17 protein-coding genes and 3 pseudogenes are annotated in these 16,378 nt (G+C 58.5%); 9 read left to right on the top strand and 11 right to left on the bottom strand.

What is annotated here, in order from left to right; all coding sequences use genetic code 11:
• Positions 1–25 precede the first annotated feature (25 nt).
• Positions 26–1,186, top strand: a complete 1,161-nt coding sequence (locus HWX69_RS14735) for a hypothetical protein (protein ID WP_178917822.1) — start codon at positions 26–28, stop codon at positions 1,184–1,186.
• 194 nt (positions 1,187–1,380) lie between these two features.
• Here the strand turns inward: HWX69_RS14735 and HWX69_RS18400 are convergent.
• A pseudogene (locus HWX69_RS18400) lies at positions 1,381–1,569 on the bottom strand (hypothetical protein); the annotation flags it as partial.
• Between the two features lie 135 nt (positions 1,570–1,704).
• Here HWX69_RS18400 and HWX69_RS14730 point away from each other — a divergent pair.
• A complete protein-coding gene (locus HWX69_RS14730; protein ID WP_178917821.1) occupies positions 1,705–3,159 on the top strand; it encodes a transposase in 1,455 nt (484 codons plus the stop codon).
• 43 nt (positions 3,160–3,202) lie between these two features.
• Here HWX69_RS14730 and HWX69_RS14725 read toward each other — a convergent pair.
• Both HWX69_RS14725 and HWX69_RS14720 read right to left on the bottom strand, forming a co-directional pair.
• A pseudogene (locus HWX69_RS14725) lies at positions 3,203–3,715 on the bottom strand (nucleotidyltransferase family protein); the annotation flags it as partial.
• Positions 3,712–4,386 carry a helix-turn-helix domain-containing protein gene (locus HWX69_RS14720; RefSeq protein WP_178917820.1) on the bottom strand — a complete coding sequence of 225 codons (675 nt, stop codon included), beginning with the start codon at positions 4,384–4,386 and terminating at the stop codon, positions 3,712–3,714. The gene HWX69_RS14720 and the pseudogene HWX69_RS14725, both read right to left, overlap by 4 nt.
• A gap of 228 nt (positions 4,387–4,614) precedes the next feature.
• Here HWX69_RS14720 and tnpA point away from each other — a divergent pair, with 228 nt between their 5' ends.
• From tnpA to HWX69_RS14690, 6 genes are all read left to right on the top strand, one after another.
• The gene (tnpA, locus tag HWX69_RS14715) at positions 4,615–5,022 is read left to right on the top strand and encodes an IS200/IS605 family transposase (RefSeq protein ID WP_178917819.1); all 408 of its coding nucleotides are present in this window, start codon (positions 4,615–4,617) and stop codon (positions 5,020–5,022) included.
• Positions 5,022–6,263 (top strand): RNA-guided endonuclease InsQ/TnpB family protein, encoded by a 1,242-nt coding sequence (locus HWX69_RS14710; protein ID WP_178917818.1) that lies wholly within the window; start codon positions 5,022–5,024, stop codon positions 6,261–6,263. Before tnpA ends, HWX69_RS14710 begins: the two co-directional genes overlap by 1 nt.
• A gap of 103 nt (positions 6,264–6,366) precedes the next feature.
• A complete protein-coding gene (locus tag HWX69_RS14705) occupies positions 6,367–6,642 on the top strand; it encodes a DUF433 domain-containing protein (protein WP_178917817.1) in 276 nt (91 codons plus the stop codon).
• A gap of 61 nt (positions 6,643–6,703) precedes the next feature.
• Positions 6,704–6,955: an AbrB/MazE/SpoVT family DNA-binding domain-containing protein gene (locus HWX69_RS14700; RefSeq protein WP_178917816.1), complete on the top strand. Its 252-nt coding sequence runs from the start codon at positions 6,704–6,706 to the stop codon at positions 6,953–6,955.
• On the top strand, positions 6,956–7,390 hold the full coding sequence (locus HWX69_RS14695) for a PIN domain-containing protein (RefSeq protein ID WP_178917815.1): 435 nt from the start codon (positions 6,956–6,958) through the stop codon (positions 7,388–7,390).
• A 119-nt stretch (positions 7,391–7,509) separates the two neighbouring features.
• On the top strand, positions 7,510–8,439 hold the full coding sequence (locus tag HWX69_RS14690) for a transcription initiation factor IIB (RefSeq protein ID WP_178917814.1): 930 nt from the start codon (positions 7,510–7,512) through the stop codon (positions 8,437–8,439).
• A gap of 24 nt (positions 8,440–8,463) precedes the next feature.
• On the opposite strand, the pseudogene HWX69_RS14685 reads toward HWX69_RS14690, so the two are convergent.
• The 7 genes and pseudogenes from HWX69_RS14685 to HWX69_RS14655 all read right to left on the bottom strand — a co-directional run.
• Positions 8,464–8,790 (bottom strand): annotated as a pseudogene (locus HWX69_RS14685) (DUF234 domain-containing protein); the annotation flags it as partial.
• Positions 8,791–8,849: 59 nt separating this feature from the next.
• Positions 8,850–10,100, bottom strand: coding sequence for an RNA-guided endonuclease InsQ/TnpB family protein (locus HWX69_RS14680; RefSeq protein WP_178917813.1), 1,251 nt, complete (start codon positions 10,098–10,100; stop codon positions 8,850–8,852).
• A 913-nt stretch (positions 10,101–11,013) separates the two neighbouring features.
• On the bottom strand, positions 11,014–12,216 hold the full coding sequence (locus tag HWX69_RS14675) for a hypothetical protein (RefSeq protein WP_178917812.1): 1,203 nt from the start codon (positions 12,214–12,216) through the stop codon (positions 11,014–11,016).
• Between the two features lie 364 nt (positions 12,217–12,580).
• On the bottom strand, positions 12,581–12,814 hold the full coding sequence (locus HWX69_RS18445; protein ID WP_178917811.1) for a DUF5615 family PIN-like protein: 234 nt from the start codon (positions 12,812–12,814) through the stop codon (positions 12,581–12,583).
• A complete protein-coding gene (locus HWX69_RS14665; RefSeq protein WP_178917810.1) occupies positions 12,811–13,092 on the bottom strand; it encodes a DUF433 domain-containing protein in 282 nt (93 codons plus the stop codon). The genes HWX69_RS18445 and HWX69_RS14665 overlap by 4 nt, the downstream gene beginning before the upstream one ends.
• Positions 13,093–13,164: 72 nt before the next feature.
• Positions 13,165–13,617 (bottom strand): HVO_A0114 family putative DNA-binding protein, encoded by a 453-nt coding sequence (locus HWX69_RS14660; RefSeq protein ID WP_178917809.1) that lies wholly within the window; start codon positions 13,615–13,617, stop codon positions 13,165–13,167.
• Positions 13,598–13,867, bottom strand: coding sequence for a toxin-antitoxin system TumE family protein (locus HWX69_RS14655; RefSeq protein ID WP_246286521.1), 270 nt, complete (start codon positions 13,865–13,867; stop codon positions 13,598–13,600). The genes HWX69_RS14660 and HWX69_RS14655 overlap by 20 nt, the downstream gene beginning before the upstream one ends.
• 315 nt (positions 13,868–14,182) lie before the next feature.
• On the opposite strand from HWX69_RS14655, the gene HWX69_RS14650 reads away from it, so the two are divergent.
• Positions 14,183–15,145, top strand: coding sequence for a hypothetical protein (locus HWX69_RS14650; RefSeq protein WP_178917808.1), 963 nt, complete (start codon positions 14,183–14,185; stop codon positions 15,143–15,145).
• Positions 15,146–15,216: 71 nt separating this feature from the next.
• Here HWX69_RS14650 and HWX69_RS14645 read toward each other — a convergent pair whose 3' ends face one another.
• The gene (locus HWX69_RS14645; RefSeq protein ID WP_178917807.1) at positions 15,217–16,056 is read right to left on the bottom strand and encodes a hypothetical protein; all 840 of its coding nucleotides are present in this window, start codon (positions 16,054–16,056) and stop codon (positions 15,217–15,219) included.
• Between the last annotated feature and the right edge of the window lie 322 nt (positions 16,057–16,378).

Raw genomic sequence — 16,378 nt, 5'->3', positions numbered from 1 at the left:
TCGAAGCAGTCCCTCGTGAGATCGAATGAAATCTCCAGAAACATCTACCGTGTTCGCTGGCGTCGACGCGAGAACAGATACCGACCTTCCTGAGTGGTACGAGGCACGACAAGACACCGACGAGGTGACGACCTTCGCCGAAGCAATCCGAGAGCTTCCACGAGCGACAGAGACCAAAGTCGGCTACGAAAACCCCTACACGGGCGAATGGGTCGAGACGGAGCGATTCAACGCTGTCGTCGAACCGAATCGACTCATCGACCAAGCGAACGCCGACGCTGATGCCGAAACGCCGTTGTTCAACATCCCGACGGACAGTTACGCCATCATCAACCCAACTGACGTCTATGGAGAACTGGAGGACGTCCTCCGTGCCGAAACCTACGAGGATACTCCACTCTCGGAACTCGTCTTCGGCGAAATCAGGCAGTATCGCGGCGGCGGTGAAATCCACATGGACATCATGTTCGATGGCCTCTCGGTCATCCTCCCTGGACGGAACGACCCGATTACGATGGGCGTCACCTCCGGCTACGATTTCTTCGGCAACAACGCGGTCTACGTCGAAGGATTTGCCCGAGATAGCTACTGTGCGAACTCGATTCGTTCACTGACCGACAGAGAAGTGGTCAAACACGTCGGCGACGTGGATGGCTTCGGCCCGTGGTGGGAATCCGTCCTCGAACAACTCGAACTCGTCGCGGACGACCTGTTGGGCTTCATCACTGACGCCCAAGACATCACCCTCTCCCTCCCCGACGTGCCATTCGACCTCGAGGGATTCTACGAACTGCTCGGCTTCCCGGAGTATCTCGCCCAACAGGCGGCGAGTGACGCTCGAGCGAACGCTGCCGATCCCTTCGAGATCGATATGTGGACACTGCACTCAGGCGCAACGTACGCGCTGACGCACTTCTTCCGCGGCAAAGAGGGCGACGCACTCGATGGCTACGTCCGGACGGCCAACGATATCCTGTTCAACCCGGATGGCACGCTCGAACGGGTCGAACGCGAGTACGAACAGCAGGCCGAAGCGGAAACAGACGGGGACGGACAGACGGGGCTGGAAAGTCAGGTTGCACTCGCCCAGATCGAGCAGGTGAGCGACAGCGTCCGGGAGAAAGCCGAAACGTTCGAAGAACGGGAAGCAGAACTGCGAGAGCGCTTCGCTGAGGCGGCTGATTAGGGGCTCACCGTCCGCCCCGCAAAGATATGAGTTCCTCCGCGAGCACGGTGCTCGAACTGAACGGAAACAACATTCAGAGACGGACGTCCGTGTGTAAGCGACGGTCGACTGACATCACCCCTCCAATTTTTTGCCTGACTGCAAGCACTGCTGAAGGGCACTATCTCCACTCCGATCAGGGGGTCCCGACCCCTTCAGCTCAGGTGGTCAATCTGTGCAGACAGATACGCTTGGAGAGCGGTGACCGTTTCTTCTGAGACAGCTGAGGCCCCGAAGTCGCTCCGAAATCCGTGCTTGAGTTCGTCGCTCTCCAAGATCTCCAGACCACGCTCAAGTTGCTTCCGCAGCGCATCGTCGTCCCCTCGCTGTAGGTGGGGCGTGACACGTTGCGAGCGGAAGCCCACGGCTTCAGCCGTGGGTCAGAGCGGACACTCTCGTTCGACGAACCGCGTGCAATGGCCTGCCGTGATTCTCCCGACGGCAGCCTTTAACACCCAAGACCGCCACACGACAGGTGGATGCGACGCGCCAACACGTTCGACGTCCGGGCACTTTCCCACCGCGGGAGGCTCGCCCTCATCGAACTGTTGGACGCATCATCCGCCTGCTTCAACGAGATCAACTACGACCGCCGTCAAGCCTACTTCTCCGCACGGTACGACACGGACGACAACCACACCACCTCGGAACTCGAAGACATCGTCGGAGACGCCGCCTCTCAAGAGGAGTACCGTAACAAGTACATCCAACAGCTCTCATCGAGCATCCCACAGCAACTCGAGCGGAAGAACCGGCAGACGTGGACAGGTTTCTTCCGACTTCTCCGCAAGTACCGCGACCCCGAGGACGACTCCGTGGTCGACGAACCCAGCCCGCCGGGGTACTGGAATGACGACGGCAACCGCCAACTCCACACCGTCATCCGAAACGACACCTACACGCTGGCACTCGGGGAACGCTCCCGTCTTGAAATCCCGCTGGGGAAGGCGTTGAAGGAGAAGTACGGCTACGGTCACAACGAGAAGCTCCGCTTGGAAGTTAGGGGCCGCCCGCACTGGACGGGCCCGAACGGTTCCCTCGAACTCACGTACGACCGGACTGCCGAGTCGTTCACCGCACACCAATCCGTCGGACGCAACGATTCTCCTGCCGTCCGACGATTCACGCATACCCATGCACTGGCCGCCACCCCGGGCGAGGAAGGGGTGGTGGCAGCGGTGGACATCGGCGCCAACAACCTCGCCGCCGTCGTCACGAGCGAGGGCGACCGCGTGGTCTTCCACGGCCGGCCCTGCTTCGAGCGGTTCCACGACCTCACCGCCGCGATCGCGGACTTGCAGTCACGACTCCCCGACGACCGGTACTACACCGAACGGATCGGGCAGTTGTATCGCCGCCGCGACGAGCACCGCGATCACGCCCAAGACGCGCTCATCAGGTTTCTCGCCGGGTGGCTCCTCGAGCGTAACGTGGTGGAGTTGTACGTCGGCAAACTCGACGACGTGCGCGAGGAGCATTGGTCGGCGGTGGTGAACGAGAAGACCGATCTGTTCTGGGCGCACGGCCGCTTCCGCGATCGCCTCCACGACGTGCTGGAGGACGAGTATGGAATCGCCGTCCACGAGGAGAGCGAGGCCGGCACGTCCAACCGGTGCCCGGCGTGTGGGGGTGGGGACGTTCACCGTTCCGGCGACGATTTGCAGTGTCTCGAGTGTGAGTTCGAGGGGCACAGCGACGTGGTGGGGGCGGTGAACTTCCTCGTGGAGCAGGCGGACGAGGTCGATAGAGGTGGGCCGATGGCTCGGCCCGCGGCCCGCGGGCAGAACAGCCCAAGGGACACACCTGTGTGCCTCGAGTGGGACGATCACCGGTGGCAACACCGTGATCATACGACCAAAGAGGAACCCGCAGACCGGAGTACCACCCGTAGTGGTGGGAATCTTGCCTCCGGTGTTGGTTCAGGCACGGCCTGAATCACCCACGCGGAGGAATTCCACGGCTTCAGCCGTGGGAGGAAGTCAAAGCGTCGAGATCGATCTCTTCAGCCACTGCCAGGACGTCTCGGAGGTCCGTTTCTCGGCCACTGTGGAGCTTTGCCGCGACGAGGACGGCCCCATCGATCACTCTGGCTGTCGTCGTCATTGTGCCTCCGCTCACCTCCTGTTGGAGGCTGTGGTCGTACAGGTAGTCGAACGACCACTGTGCCTCCGTCTGGCGACACCCGAGTCCATTCACTAGTAGATCGAAGCCGATCGGCTGCTGCGGCGTGAGCCGCTTCTCGTACTCGATTACTTCGGTGTCATAGAACCATTCTTTGGCGTGGCTGTCCGTTTCCTCGAAACCTCGCTGTTCGAGGAACTCGACGAAGTCAGCTTTGGAGTCCGGCGCGACGACAATATCGAGGTCCGTAGAGAAGCGAGCATTGAACGCTGAGACAGCGTAGCCGCCGACAAGGACGTACTCATGGCCCTCTTGGATGAGCTCCTCGAGCAGTTCGATGAGCGCGTCACTTCGGTTGTTGAAGCTCATGGTTGTGCCCGTTCAGTCTCTCGATACGTGACGCCGAGGTCGAGGTCCTCGTACATCCGGTCGAGCATCGCCAGCGCCGACTGGAACTGGGCGTAGTTCTCGCGCATATACTCGATTGTCTCTGCTCTCGGGATCACCGGGTACCCTTCGACGTGCTCGATATCGAGTGACGCGCGTGGCTCGAGGACGATCTGCAGCGGTCCGTCCAACTCATCTCGGGGCTGTCGCTCGAATGCGGTCGGGAGGTCAAACCACTCGAAAAACGACTCCCAGGCGTCGACGTCCTGCTCACGAACAGCAAGGAACAACGGATAGTCGTCGGGCTCGCGACCGACCTGGTAGCCGCCCTGCGTCCACACGTAGACGGCGTCGATCCGCGTGAACGCGAACGGCCAGTCACCGAACTGTGGGATGACGTACGTTTCCTCGATGGAGGGTGGACTGACGCCGGCGCTGGCAGCGACGAGCTCGAGCGCTGCGTCGCGTACGCGCTCGTCGACGACGGTGAGGCCGCCGTCATAGGAAACGTAGCCCTCGTCTTCCAGCCGATTGACGGCCTGTCTCACTGTCTCGTAGGGTGTGTGGAGGTGTTGGGCGACACGGCGGATGGAGTCACCACTCTCAATGGCGAGGATAGTCTGTGCCGCCGTGTCGTCGAGAACCTCATACATCTGGTGATTACCAATAATCCGGTAACAGTTAAAAAACTTACTAGAGGGTCAGTTAGCTGAATTGAGGCGCTAAGCCCCCTTCCTCAGCGAGCACCGACCGAACGGGAGACGCGAGCAGGGAGGGGATACAGCGCCGCACAGTTCTCATACACGATTCGGTGGCAGGCCCACATACCCACGCAATCACAACGTTTTTTCAGTGGGGTAGTATAATATTGACCGAACCCAATGGAGTACGACCTCGACTCGGGAGCGCACTCGACGTATTCCCTACACTACCACCTGATACTCACCACGAAGTATCGGCGCGGAGTGCTAACCGAGGAGCGAACCCAATTCATTCACGAGGTCATCAGCGGGTTCACGGACAACTACGGTGTCGAACTGACGAACCTCGACGGAGAGGACGACCACGCTCACATTCTGTTCCGAGCGAAACCCACCACAGACCTAGTGAAGTTCATCAACACGGTCAAGGGCGCGACCGCCCGCCGTATCCGAAACGAGTACGAGGATGAACTGAAGACCGAACTGTGGGGTGACTCGTTCTGGAACGATTCGTACTGCCTCATCTCGACGGGGCAGGTGTCTCTGGATGTGCTAAAACAGTACGTCGAAGACCAGCGGGAGAGCTGATGTACTACGCCTACAAGTACCGACTCAAGCCGTCCGACGCCCACCGCAAGGAGTTGGACCGCCACCGGAACATTTGTAGGCAACTGTACAACCACACGCTCTACCGCCTCAACGATTACCAAGACGAACACGGTGAATTGCCGTCCATGACCGCCTTGCGGTCGGAGCTACCTGACCTCAAGGAGTGGTGGGATGGCCTGTCCGACGTGTACTCGAAAGTTCTCCAAACCGTCGTTGAACGGCTGTTCGACAACCTCAACGGACTCTCCAAACTCAAGGAGAACGGCTACGGCGTCGGTCAACTCAAGTGGAAGCCGCCACGGGAGTTCCGCAGTTTCACGTACAGTCAGTCTGGCTTCAAGCTCGACAAGAAGGGCGGTCAGACTGTCCTATCACTCTCGAAACTCGCGGACATACCGATTCGGCTTCACCGCGCCATCCCCGACGACGCCACACTCAAGCAGGTCACGATCAAGAAGGAACCGACGGGCGAGTGGTTCGCCACCTTCGGCGTCGAAATGGACCGCGAACCGCCTGAAACGCCTGAGAACCCCGAGAAGTGCGTCGGTATCGACGTTGGGATTCTCACGTACGCCCACGACACCGACGGCACGGCGGTCGGGTCGCTCAACCTCTCAGACGAGCGTGACCGCTTGGAGCGCGAGCAACGGGAACTCTCGCGCAAGCAACACGGGTCGAACAACTACGAGAAGCAACGACGGCGCGTTGCGGAGTGTCACGCCGACCTCCGTCGGAAGCGCCGCGACTTCTTGCACAAGCTCTCGGCGTACTACGCTCGGGAGTACGACCTCGTAGCGGTCGAAGACCTGAACGTGAAGGGGATGATGGAAAGTCCGTCGAACAGTCGCAACACGGCGTCTGCCGCGTGGCGAACGTTTCTCTCGTTGCTCGAATACAAGTGCGAGCGGGAGGGAACGCACTTCGTCGCGGTCAACCCGAGAGGGACAACCAAAGAGTGCGCGTCGTGCGGCGTTTCGACGGACAAGCCGTTGTGGGTCCGTGAACACTCCTGTCCAGCTTGCGGGTTTGAGGCGGACAGGGACGCGAACGCGGCGTGGAACATTCTTTCTCGCGGTCTAGAAGATGTAGGAGTGGGATACTCCGAATCAACGCCTGTGGAGACTGCGCTCCCTGTGGATTCGCCTGTATCTGCAAAGCGCGTCGTGGAAGCAGGAAGCCCTACCCTCAAGAAGCGAACGGCTGACGCCGTGAGCGAGTAGGGTAGGGTAGTTCACGGAATACACCACCCCGTTGCCTTCCTGAACAGGTACGAGAGGAGTGCTGCCGGAAAAATATAACTCATACGAGAGGCTACTGTACAGTATGAGTATCACCCAAGACAAAGACGTACTCGGTGGTGAGCCGCGAATCGCCGGCACACGCATTGGTGTTCGCCACATTGCTCCACGGGTGATCGATAGCGGACAGTCCCCCGCTCTTGTCGCAGATCAACTCGACGTATCTCTTGGAAGCGTGTACAAAGCCCTCTCCTACTACTACGCTCACATCGACGAACTGCGAAAGCTGGAACAGGAGAACGAGGCGGCATTCGAGCGGGTCCGAGAGTCGTCTCTCAAGCCTAAGGACCCCGTGAAGTGACACTTTCGGAATAGTGTGATGTCACACTAGGCTTTTGACGACCGGGGCCGTACTGGTGGCTATGAGCAGCGACCGGATTGACGCCGAAAGTAAGGTTTCGGGGAACCAGGCGAACATCCCTGCACGGATTCGACGTGAACTCGATATTGATGATGGTGACCAACTTCGCTGGCACCTTGAGGCAGATGGCAGTGTCCGTGTAGAAGTCGTCCAACAACAGGCGGGGACGTTCGCCGAGTTCGATGGCTACGATGGAGAAGAGACAACCGATGTAGTGGACGAGCATGACGCCTGGGGCGTCAACGTCGAATAGATGCCGCGCGCACTCATCGATACAACAGTTCTCTTTGCGGCAGCGTATCGACGCGATAGTTCCCATGAGACTGCACTTCCGGTCATTCGTGGTATTGACAACGGTACACTGCCGGGAGCGGTCGTGCTTGACTACGTTCTCGCAGAGACGCTGAACGGCCTCACGACCCATGCAGGCCACGCTGCAGCCGTTGATCTCCTTGACCGAATCGAGGAAAACGCACGGTTCCATATCGAGTCACTCAGTACTGATGCCTTCGCGACAGGGAAATCCCTGTTCAGGCTGCACAAACCCCTCTCGTTCGTTGACGCCTGTATTGTCGCGTATATGCAAACCGAGGGGCTCGGGTATCTGTATGCGTTCGACGATGATTTCGATGCCGTCGACGACATCTATCGGCTTGATACAGCGACGAATCCATACGACCCGAGTTGATCAGTAGAGCGAGGCAAGCGACAGTTCTCCGCACCGAGACGCCCGTAGCTGCACCGCGGTTGTGTTTTGTTGGCCCCTGACGGGCGAGGGGCGCAGGAAGGCGTGCCTCGTGAATTGAGATGGCTTCGAGAAACATCTACGAGCAGACGTTCGACGAGGACGTACAGGAACACGAACAGAACAGTTGTCCGGAATGCGATGGTCGCGTCACGACCAACGCTCACGAAACGGTGTGTGAGGACTGTGGTCTCATCCTCGACGACGAAGGACTGGACCACGGGCCGCAGTACTGCAAGGCCGACGAAAACGCCTCGGAGCGACGGCGGACAGGGGCGCCGAACACGGTCGCCCGGCACGACCACGGTATCGGGAGCGAAATCGGGTGGAAGAAAGATTCCGAGGGGCGAACGATCGGCGGGAAGAAACGGCGGCAACTCGGTCGACTGCGTCGCGAGCATACACGAGCGAAAATCGGCTCGAAAGCGAATCGAAATCTCCTGTCGGGGCTGGTCGAGATTCGGCGGATGACGTCTGCCCTCGGTTTCTCGGAGAGTCTACGAAACCAGGCGTGTCAGTTGTTCCGGACAGCACAGAGCGAAGACGTCCTTCGCGGTCGGTCGATCGAAACGATAGCGTCCGGGAGCGTGTATGCGGTCTGCCGACTGAACGAGTATCCACGGACGTTCGAGGAGATCGCTGGAGTGTCGAAACTCGATGATGGGAAGGTCCGGTTGGGGTACACCGTGTTAAATCGGGAACTCGAGTTGCCCGTGCCACCGGCAGGGCCGACGCAGTATCTCCCACAGATTGCATCGGAAACCGATGTGAGCAATGAGACGGAGCGTCGCGCACGAGCGCTCCTCGAAGCCGCAGCGGGTGAGGCCGTGACGAACGGCTGTAATCCCGCGGGCGCTGCAGCAGGCGCCTTGTACGTGGCTGGACAGGACACTGGGGAGAACCTGACGCAAGCCGAAATCGCGGACGCGGCGGACGTGTCTAAAGTGACGGTTCGAGAGCGATATCGGGATATCGAACGTGCTGTGAATTGAGTCGACTCAAAGCCTTGCCTAGGCCTAAGTTTCTGTGAGTGCAGTCACGACATCTGTGAGGCTGAACAAACGGAGGTCGTCTCGTTGACTGGCTGCCTCCGTGACCGATTGTTTGAACCCACTTCGGGAGAAGAGGGCGTACTCGACGACCCGGTCACCCCCGCTTTGTGGAGACCATTGAAGTTCGTCGGTGTGATCCTCTAGATTCGATAGCGCATCGTATCCGAGTGGTGACTGTTGGAATTTGCATTCACCGACAATAAGCGTCTCGCCGGTGGTCAGGCCGACGGCGTCGATCTCGTGTTCGCCATACCACCATTGTCCCGTGTTCGTGATCGTGTACTCGGGGTGACATCCTCCCCGCCGTGAACGGCGGGGCTTCCCGTCCCGCAGGTGGGATATTTGCCGGTCTACGATACGACCTGTTCTCTCGTGGTGAACGTCCCGCTCTCGCGGTCGAACAGGTGTACCGATGGCTGTGCCACACAGCCGTTACTCCTATCCTCACCGTGAGGACTCGGAGTTATCTTCTGCCGCATATTCTCCGCCCCATTGCAATCCGCGTTCCCGACCAACTCACACGACGAGCAAACGTACAACCCACGCTCGACACGGTTCGACTTCGTGTCGTCACCACACCGCGAGCAGGTCTTACTGGTGTTCCACTCGTTCTCCTTCAGCACCTCAACACCGCAGATCTCGCCTTTGTATTTGAGGTACTGGTAGATGCGGTCAAACGCCCACGAGTGCAACTTCTTGTTCCCCGTCGCACCCCAGTCATGTTCGCGCACGTCTTCGGGCCAACTCACCGCGAGCGTCCCAACACCACGTTCGACACACTCCGTGATGATGGTATCTGTAAGCGTGTGGTAGAAGTGTGTCTCGCGTTCTGTGAGTTTCTGTCGTACCCATATCGACTTTTCTGAGGGACCGTTCTCACCTTCGGTGTCGTACTCGGCTTGAGTGAAGTAGTGCTTGTCTTGTTTGAGGGAGTTACCGGGGTAGAGGACGTATTCGTCGGGGAAGGCGACCGTGGCGATGTTCTTGATGCCAAGGTCGATACCCGCCATACCGTCGCCTGCCGAATCGTTGGTTTCGAGTTCGACTTTGCAGACGAAGTGCAGTTCCCACTCGTCGCCGCCCCAGACCGCGCGAACGTTCTGTACCTTGTTGACTTCTGAGAGGTCAACGTCGGGGCGGTTCTGGTACTCGCAGAGCAAGAAGTCTGAGAAGTGTTCTTTGAGGTTCTTCCCCTTTGAGAGTCGGACCCGGTTGTTCTCTGGGTCGTGTGTGAACCCGTCTGCTTTGAACGTAACCGTACTCTTGGGTCGAGTATCGCCGTGTTTGCGGTAGCCGGGCGGATTCGCCTCTGGGTCGTTCTGTCGCAGATCGAACCACGACTGGAAAGCGTCGGAAAGTTCTTCGATGACTTTCTGACTGGATTGTGCATTCAAGTCTTTCCAGCACGGCTGGTTCTTCATGTACGCTTTGAGCGGGCCTTCATCAGGGATTTCGCCGGTTGCATCCCAGATTCGGTCGGCTGTCCAGCGTGCGACGTTCCAGATTTTTGAGGCGGAGTCTCCGAGCGAATCGAGGCCATCACGTACCTGACAGTGGTTCTGGATGGAACCAATGTAGGTGCGCGTGACCTCAATCGCCATACATAGCCTATGTAGACAAACTTACTTAATGGTGAGGATGGGCGTTGAGTATCCGACCTGCCAACGACGGTGGTTGGCGTCCGCGTTGTCGGATTCACTCCCGCCGTAGACGGCGAGATTTTCTCCTCGAAGAAATATCGTACTTTTGGTAATCGTACTTTGAAGTATGATACTCTATAGTATCATTAATATTCAGCGCGTGACGTACCGGTTCCGTTTTGTCGTGCGCCCGACGGGCGGGCGCAGGCGAGTCCAGCCCTGCACCCGTGATTCCATGCAAGGAGACGAACCAGACAATCACAACGACATCGACCAGCGGACTAAACGAGCACGAACGGAGGATATGACGGTCACACTCCGTCGTTCGGGCGGCATATACACGGTGCAGTCGGAATCTGGAAACGTGTATCGGGTTGATGTACTCCGAAAGGGGTGCACCTGCCCGGACCAACAGAAAGCCTCGGTCAATCGATGTAAGCATCTCCGGCGGGTCGACATGGAAATTCAAAACCGAACAGTTCCAACGCCGGACGGTCGGCTTCCAGAACGCCCGCGTGCGGATGGCGGCGTGAAGGAATCGGTGAGAGGTCCTTCCCAAGCACCCACCAGTGGCCGAATCGAAGGCCCGCTACAGGAACTCGACAAGCATGGGAATCCCACCGGAGAGTCGTACTTTCGGTGTCGGGCCTGTGGACGAGAGGCGATGCGCAAGAAGGACCTCGAAGACTGTTGTCCGGAATCGTCTCAGACTGGCAAAAAGATGTCGAGAAACCAGTAACAGCCGCAGCGGAAGCTGAGGCAAACAAAATTAACCAACATAGTGACCGTATTTGTTGGTTAATACGGAGAGATTAATCCCTGCCGCTTTCAGAGAGAACAGGACAGCAAAACGAATAGTGGTGTCGGCGCGTGGCTAGCGACTGGAATCGTTGTATCGCTCGCGAGCCCGTGTTTTCGATTCCTCGGACACCGTCTGTAACTCCCCGCCGTAGCGATCGATGCTCCGTGTGATCGCCGCGGCGACAGCCTCCTGGCCACGCCGGGTGTCTGGCGGGTCGGGAGCCAGCGCTGGACGCATCGACTGCTGTACCCCCTCGGGTCCAACCAATCGCCCGGCGGCGTTCGTCCGGAGCCAACAGAGCGGGCCTTCCCCAACCGTTCCGGCCTCCTCCTGGTCGAAATAGTGTTCGGCGGCATCCAGCGACCCGTTAGAGAGGGCGGCTTTGAGATCCTGATCTCGGTCCCGTGATTCAGGTCCGCTTCCGGCGCCGTCCGTGACGCCTACGCGGGTCTCGATGTGTTCCTCGACACTGATGTGGACCGGTTCTGCAAGCGTCCTCGCCGGGGGGCCGGCGTAGACAGGAGCTAGCGACACGGGGTCGGCGAGGAGCTTCCGGAACAGATCACCGTCGCCGGGAACCAGTGTGTCGACACCATCGACGACGACCGGAAAGGTCCTCTCCGTCGCTGTCGTTTGGGCGCCCTCCCAGAGCCGACAGCACACAGCTGCCACCAAGAGATGGGTGGCGATGGTGCCATCCATCGTTGGATCCGTCTCTTTGAACGGGTCGATGTCGCCTGTGATCAAGATGATCTCGTTTTCCGTGAGAGCACGAGCCGGATCGTAGGTCGAGTCACCGAGCAGTGGATTGCTTGGCCCGGGGTCGAGCGGCCCGCTGATGAGCGACGCTGCAAGCCGTACGGGTTGACCTTCGCGTGTTTGTGCCAGTTCGAACGGTGTCAGCGAATCCAAGGCGTCGAGTTCCTTGAGGGGTTCGAAGGAATCCCTGAAATCCGCCTCCCTGAGTGCAGCCGGATACTCGTAATACGGCTCCTCACCCTCGAACAGCGCGGGCAGGATAGCCGAGAGGATGGGGGCGACAGCGGCGTCGAACCGGTCCCACACTGTTGCCGCATCCATGTACGCATTCACTCTGGTGGCGACCGGATCGGTCGTGAACGCGTCCCGATCTGGCGGTGCCTCGAATGGGTTGACCGCGACGCGCTCTACCGCTGGCACATCTAACTTAGAGGCCACTTGCCATCGACCCGCGTCGATCCAGACGACGTCCTCGAGGCGTTCCTGGGGAAGCCTCGCTAAGAGATCGCGTGGCATTGGGTCAGACGGGTGGATGTAGCAAAACCCGTGCCCCGCTGCAGCCAATTCGACACACCATCGCTGAACGATGGCAGTCCGCCGGTCGCGATTGCCCGCGACGTAACAGCCGTCATCGAGCGCGCCAGGCGGCAGGGGCACCGTTTCACCGAGTGCGTCGGGATCTCGACCGAGTGTGAGTTCCGGCGCTGTGTCATCGCTGTCGGTGGACGACATCGTTGGGCGAAACCTTCAGGCCATTATACTAATCGTTTATCGTTGAAAGAAATGATGCCCCCACATCGCTCGTGCTTCGCGTCTCGCCCCTCGGGTTGTGGGTGCCACTGGTGATGTGTTGATATTGCGGCAGAAGGACGCGAAAGATCTATTCGTCGTATACGATGAGTCCCGAGTGGCGATAGTCATCGTGCAACCGGAGAACGTCCGTGTCGTTGGTCAGCAGCACGAGATCATTCTCCACAGCGTACTTGAGATGTTCCGAATCGGATCGACCAGACTCATAGTCATCCGAAACCCACTCAACACCGTATCCATTGGCCCTGAGCTCCCTGATAAAGACTCTCTTAACGTGCTCATCGCAGAGCAACGACAGGGTCATTTCGTGGCCGTTTTCGGTGGATCGAGGGCCTCTTCACGCACTCGGTCCATAGCTTCCCGATGCCGCTTGCGAACTGTAGCCATCTCCTCAGGGTGATCATAGTAATACGTCAGCGCCCGGTGAACGTCTGCCAGTTCGATTTCGAGTTGGTCAGCCACTTCTGCAGGCTGGACACCTCCATCTATCGCCAACTCAGCGATCTGGCGGACCGCGATACGACGACCCGCTAACCGGGGCTCACCACCCAAGATGTCCTCGGTGCGAACGATACCCTTCATTGGGTATTTGTTACTCGCTCTCCCGCTTAAGGGTTCGTCTGAGAACTCCGGATACCTGACCATTGGACGTCTTCATTTTGCCGACGCGTGTGAGTCGGTGGTGTCACCGAGTGACTTGCTGAGTTCGACCTCGATTGTTACCGTGTCATAGGGTATGTGTGGCTTCTTTGCGCCATCCTCTTCGCGGAAGTGGACGATACGATACTCGCTGAGAATCTGGAGATCGTCGTGAACCTGTCGGACGTCTCGATCGAGGCGAGCGGCGAGGGCGCGGATGCTCTCGGCTGGCTCGTCCATCAGGCTTCGAACCAACTCCAACCGGCGGGGCGTGAGGATGCGCTGTAGTCGGCTGGCGTCTTGGAAGTTGACGACATGCGGCACTTCTTCACCCTGCTCGCAGCGCTCGGCACGGTCCAGAACGCTCTCCTTGTGGTCCTCGAACGGCTTCGACGTGATGCGAAGCGTCGAGGGATATTCGACATCCTCCGGGGGTTCGTGGGCGTGGTCAGGCGAATTCTTGCTCATGGATGGTTTCGACCTCGCTGTGGTAGTGGCGGTGATGTCGCCCAACGTCGTGGGCGTCGTTCGCGTTGTCGTATCGCAGGATCTCTTCGTCGGCCGGCCCAAGGTACTGGAAGCTGTACTTCAGTCCCTCCGGGAACTCATCACTCTTTGGGACATCCCAGGCGAGGGCTTCCCATCTGTCGCCTTCTGGGAATTCGTCGTCGTCCTCGAAGATTTTCGTCCCCGGCATTGGGCCACCTGTGTTGTCCATCTACAACAACGGGCGGCACATTGGTAATTGTTGTGGTAACTGAACAACAGGAAGGTTCTTGCTACCAGTCAGCCACACGGGAACTCGTCGCTATTGCGACTATCTTTGTGGGTGAACCCACTCGACATGCGATTACATTGCCGCTAGCGTATCCGCGGCCACCCACTCAGCCCGAATTCTGTCTCTATTGAGATATATGGTGTCTGATATATTCTCTAAACTCTGTCAATATCCCGAGGTGGGTCTCACTGCTCACAAGCGATCCAAACCTCTCGAATCGAAAATTATTCCGAAGATTGGACATATTTGAACTCAATGGCAACCCGTCGCCAGCTACTGACGGCGATCGCGGCCACGACACCCCTACTCGCCGGGTGTTCGAAAGGCCCTGTGGATGGCATCAACGATGAGAACCAGCGCCAGACTCCCAAGAACGAAGCCACAAGCGACGAGATCGAGACACTCTCTGAGGACCCCGAGTGTTCGAACCCCGACGAACAAAGTCGGCTGATAGTAACACCACGTGGGGTGTCCGTCGTCGCAGAAACCAAAGAGGCAGCCGAATCCTTCACCGCCGAGCTCGGACCGGAGATGGAATTCGAAATCGTCGAGACGGGAGACGAGTATGCGGTTGAGGTGCGTAGCGATGCCATATCGATTGAGGAACTACGGAGCTATACCGATGACCGATCTGATCTCGGCCCGGTTCGTGTGGGCCTCACGACGCCCACGCTTAGGCGCATTGCACAATCTGTCAGGGACTCTCTCGACCAGTCCGAAGACGTGTCGGCGTATTCGGTGTATCGTATTCGAACGGGCGAGTCCGAGTCCGATCGAATTGTCGCGGTCATCAATATACAGGGCGCGGAGGGTCTCTCCCCCTCAAGTGACGTGACGTTTTATGCTGAGTCGGATGGTGAGCGCCGAACGCTGGTTGACAAGTCCTTGTTCCAAGTGACCGAAGTAACAGAGGATAATAACCGAATATTAGTTCATATCCAACTCACGGAAACTGGGCGCACGCAATACCGCAACAGACTCAGGGAGGTAGTGGACCTCCAGGGGCAAGTTGGCCAAGTGTTGTACATCGATGTGGGAGGAGAGACAGTGTGGAACGGCGGGATATCGCGCCAGCTCGCCGAGGCAATTCGGTCGGGTGAATGGAGTGGGGAATTCTCCGTTGTATTCCCCGGCCGGGATGAGGCATCGGCGTTTACCAGTACAGTGAACTTGATTCAGTTGTCGGTGCCCGCGGAGACGCGGCTGGAACGCTGTTAACCGGGACTAGGGCCCGTGAACGACCCCAGACTCGCTTCCTTGAGAAAGGGGCTCACCGCCTATTGGAACGATCATCGTGTCCGGTCCGATGACTGCTCGTCGAATGTCGCGTCCGTAGCCCACCCTGGCCGGAGGTCACCGTCCCGGAGATCCTCACGGACGGTTAGCCTAATGCGGATACGGTTCCCGCTCTCACCGAACCACTTGCCTGCGCGAATCGCAGTACGTTTCGATGTGAGGGACACGTTCACGTGAACGATATGCCCGGTCGTCTGGTTCACGTACAGTTCGCCACTCGTATTCGAAATATACCAGTCAGGGTCGTCATCGACAGTTCCCGGTGTCTGAGCCCATCCGGAGGTGGGTACGTATTTCTCGACAGGATCGCCTCTGAACGTCGTCGACCCATCGTGCTCGAACGGCACTCGGTCGATGAATCCAAGCGGCGGCATCAAATCGGGGACGACCTCAAACGCGCTCTGTGGCCGCTTTCGGTAGTGGACGTACGTTTGCGACGTGTTGTTGACGGAGAGCGACTCCGCATCCGGGTTCAAATCGTCACGGATGGATTCGACTCTGGTATCGAATGCGTCGGATTCCGGGTGGTGATACCGATTGTACTCGTGAGTTGCGTTTTGAGAGTACCGCTGATACTGACCCATAGACACCTCGCCGTCCGCGCCCGTAGAGTTGAGCCACCCGAGACGCTCCTCCGCGTCGGCATCGTACACCACTCCGGCCGACCAGTTCGTCGTATCGGACGGCTCCTCGAGCTCCCGAGTCGTTACCATCGCAGTCATCGTGAACTCGGGTGGCGCTGTCGAGAGGTTTGGATCCGGCGTGGTTGCGTTCAGGTCGCTTTCAGTTGTTGGCGGTGTAGCCACGAACAGAAACCACAGGCCTGCAGCCATCACCATCGAAATACAGAGAACGGCGAGGCCGGCTTTCAGGAGCCGATTCCGCTTCATCGTGGCGTGGGTGTATTCTCCTCACTATTCATTTTTTGCCGATTTTCGGACACTGTATCCGCTTGGGGTGGTGTGGAGTAGCAGATTCTCGCCCACCGTGAACGGGAGATACTCTCCATAATGCAGGTAGTTCCAACACTATGGCATCTCGCTGGTCAGGCCAGCTGTTCAACTTGCGCAGACAGATACGTTCGGAGGGCTGTGAACGTTTCTTCCGAGACAGTTGAGGCCCCGAAGTCAATTCAATAGCCGTGATTGAGTTCAT

It is taken from the genome of Natronomonas gomsonensis, from assembly GCF_013391635.1.
In the GTDB taxonomy this organism is placed as follows: domain Archaea; phylum Halobacteriota; class Halobacteria; order Halobacteriales; family Haloarculaceae; genus Natronomonas; species Natronomonas gomsonensis_A.
Note: the sequence above shows the minus strand (reverse complement) of the source record. Positions and strands in the feature narration are given on the sequence as shown.

Excerpts from the sequence above, each read along its gene's own strand:
- HWX69_RS14735 (WP_178917822.1), top strand. The coding sequence starts at position 26 with ATGAAATCTCCAGAAACATCTACCGTGTTCGCTGGCGTCGACGCGAGA.
- HWX69_RS14730 (WP_178917821.1), top strand. The coding sequence starts at position 1,705 with ATGCGACGCGCCAACACGTTCGACGTCCGGGCACTTTCCCACCGCGGG.
- HWX69_RS14720 (WP_178917820.1), bottom strand. The coding sequence starts at position 4,386 with ATGTATGAGGTTCTCGACGACACGGCGGCACAGACTATCCTCGCCATT.
- tnpA (WP_178917819.1), top strand. The coding sequence starts at position 4,615 with ATGGAGTACGACCTCGACTCGGGAGCGCACTCGACGTATTCCCTACAC.
- HWX69_RS14710 (WP_178917818.1), top strand. The coding sequence starts at position 5,022 with ATGTACTACGCCTACAAGTACCGACTCAAGCCGTCCGACGCCCACCGC.
- HWX69_RS14705 (WP_178917817.1), top strand. The coding sequence starts at position 6,367 with ATGAGTATCACCCAAGACAAAGACGTACTCGGTGGTGAGCCGCGAATC.
- HWX69_RS14700 (WP_178917816.1), top strand. The coding sequence starts at position 6,704 with ATGAGCAGCGACCGGATTGACGCCGAAAGTAAGGTTTCGGGGAACCAG.
- HWX69_RS14695 (WP_178917815.1), top strand. The coding sequence starts at position 6,956 with ATGCCGCGCGCACTCATCGATACAACAGTTCTCTTTGCGGCAGCGTAT.
- HWX69_RS14690 (WP_178917814.1), top strand. The coding sequence starts at position 7,510 with ATGGCTTCGAGAAACATCTACGAGCAGACGTTCGACGAGGACGTACAG.
- HWX69_RS14680 (WP_178917813.1), bottom strand. The coding sequence starts at position 10,100 with ATGGCGATTGAGGTCACGCGCACCTACATTGGTTCCATCCAGAACCAC.
- HWX69_RS14675 (WP_178917812.1), bottom strand. The coding sequence starts at position 12,216 with ATGCCACGCGATCTCTTAGCGAGGCTTCCCCAGGAACGCCTCGAGGAC.
- HWX69_RS18445 (WP_178917811.1), bottom strand. The coding sequence starts at position 12,814 with ATGACCCTGTCGTTGCTCTGCGATGAGCACGTTAAGAGAGTCTTTATC.
- HWX69_RS14665 (WP_178917810.1), bottom strand. The coding sequence starts at position 13,092 with ATGAAGGGTATCGTTCGCACCGAGGACATCTTGGGTGGTGAGCCCCGG.
- HWX69_RS14660 (WP_178917809.1), bottom strand. The coding sequence starts at position 13,617 with ATGAGCAAGAATTCGCCTGACCACGCCCACGAACCCCCGGAGGATGTC.
- HWX69_RS14655 (WP_246286521.1), bottom strand. The coding sequence starts at position 13,867 with ATGGACAACACAGGTGGCCCAATGCCGGGGACGAAAATCTTCGAGGAC.
- HWX69_RS14650 (WP_178917808.1), top strand. The coding sequence starts at position 14,183 with ATGGCAACCCGTCGCCAGCTACTGACGGCGATCGCGGCCACGACACCC.
- HWX69_RS14645 (WP_178917807.1), bottom strand. The coding sequence starts at position 16,056 with ATGGCTGCAGGCCTGTGGTTTCTGTTCGTGGCTACACCGCCAACAACT.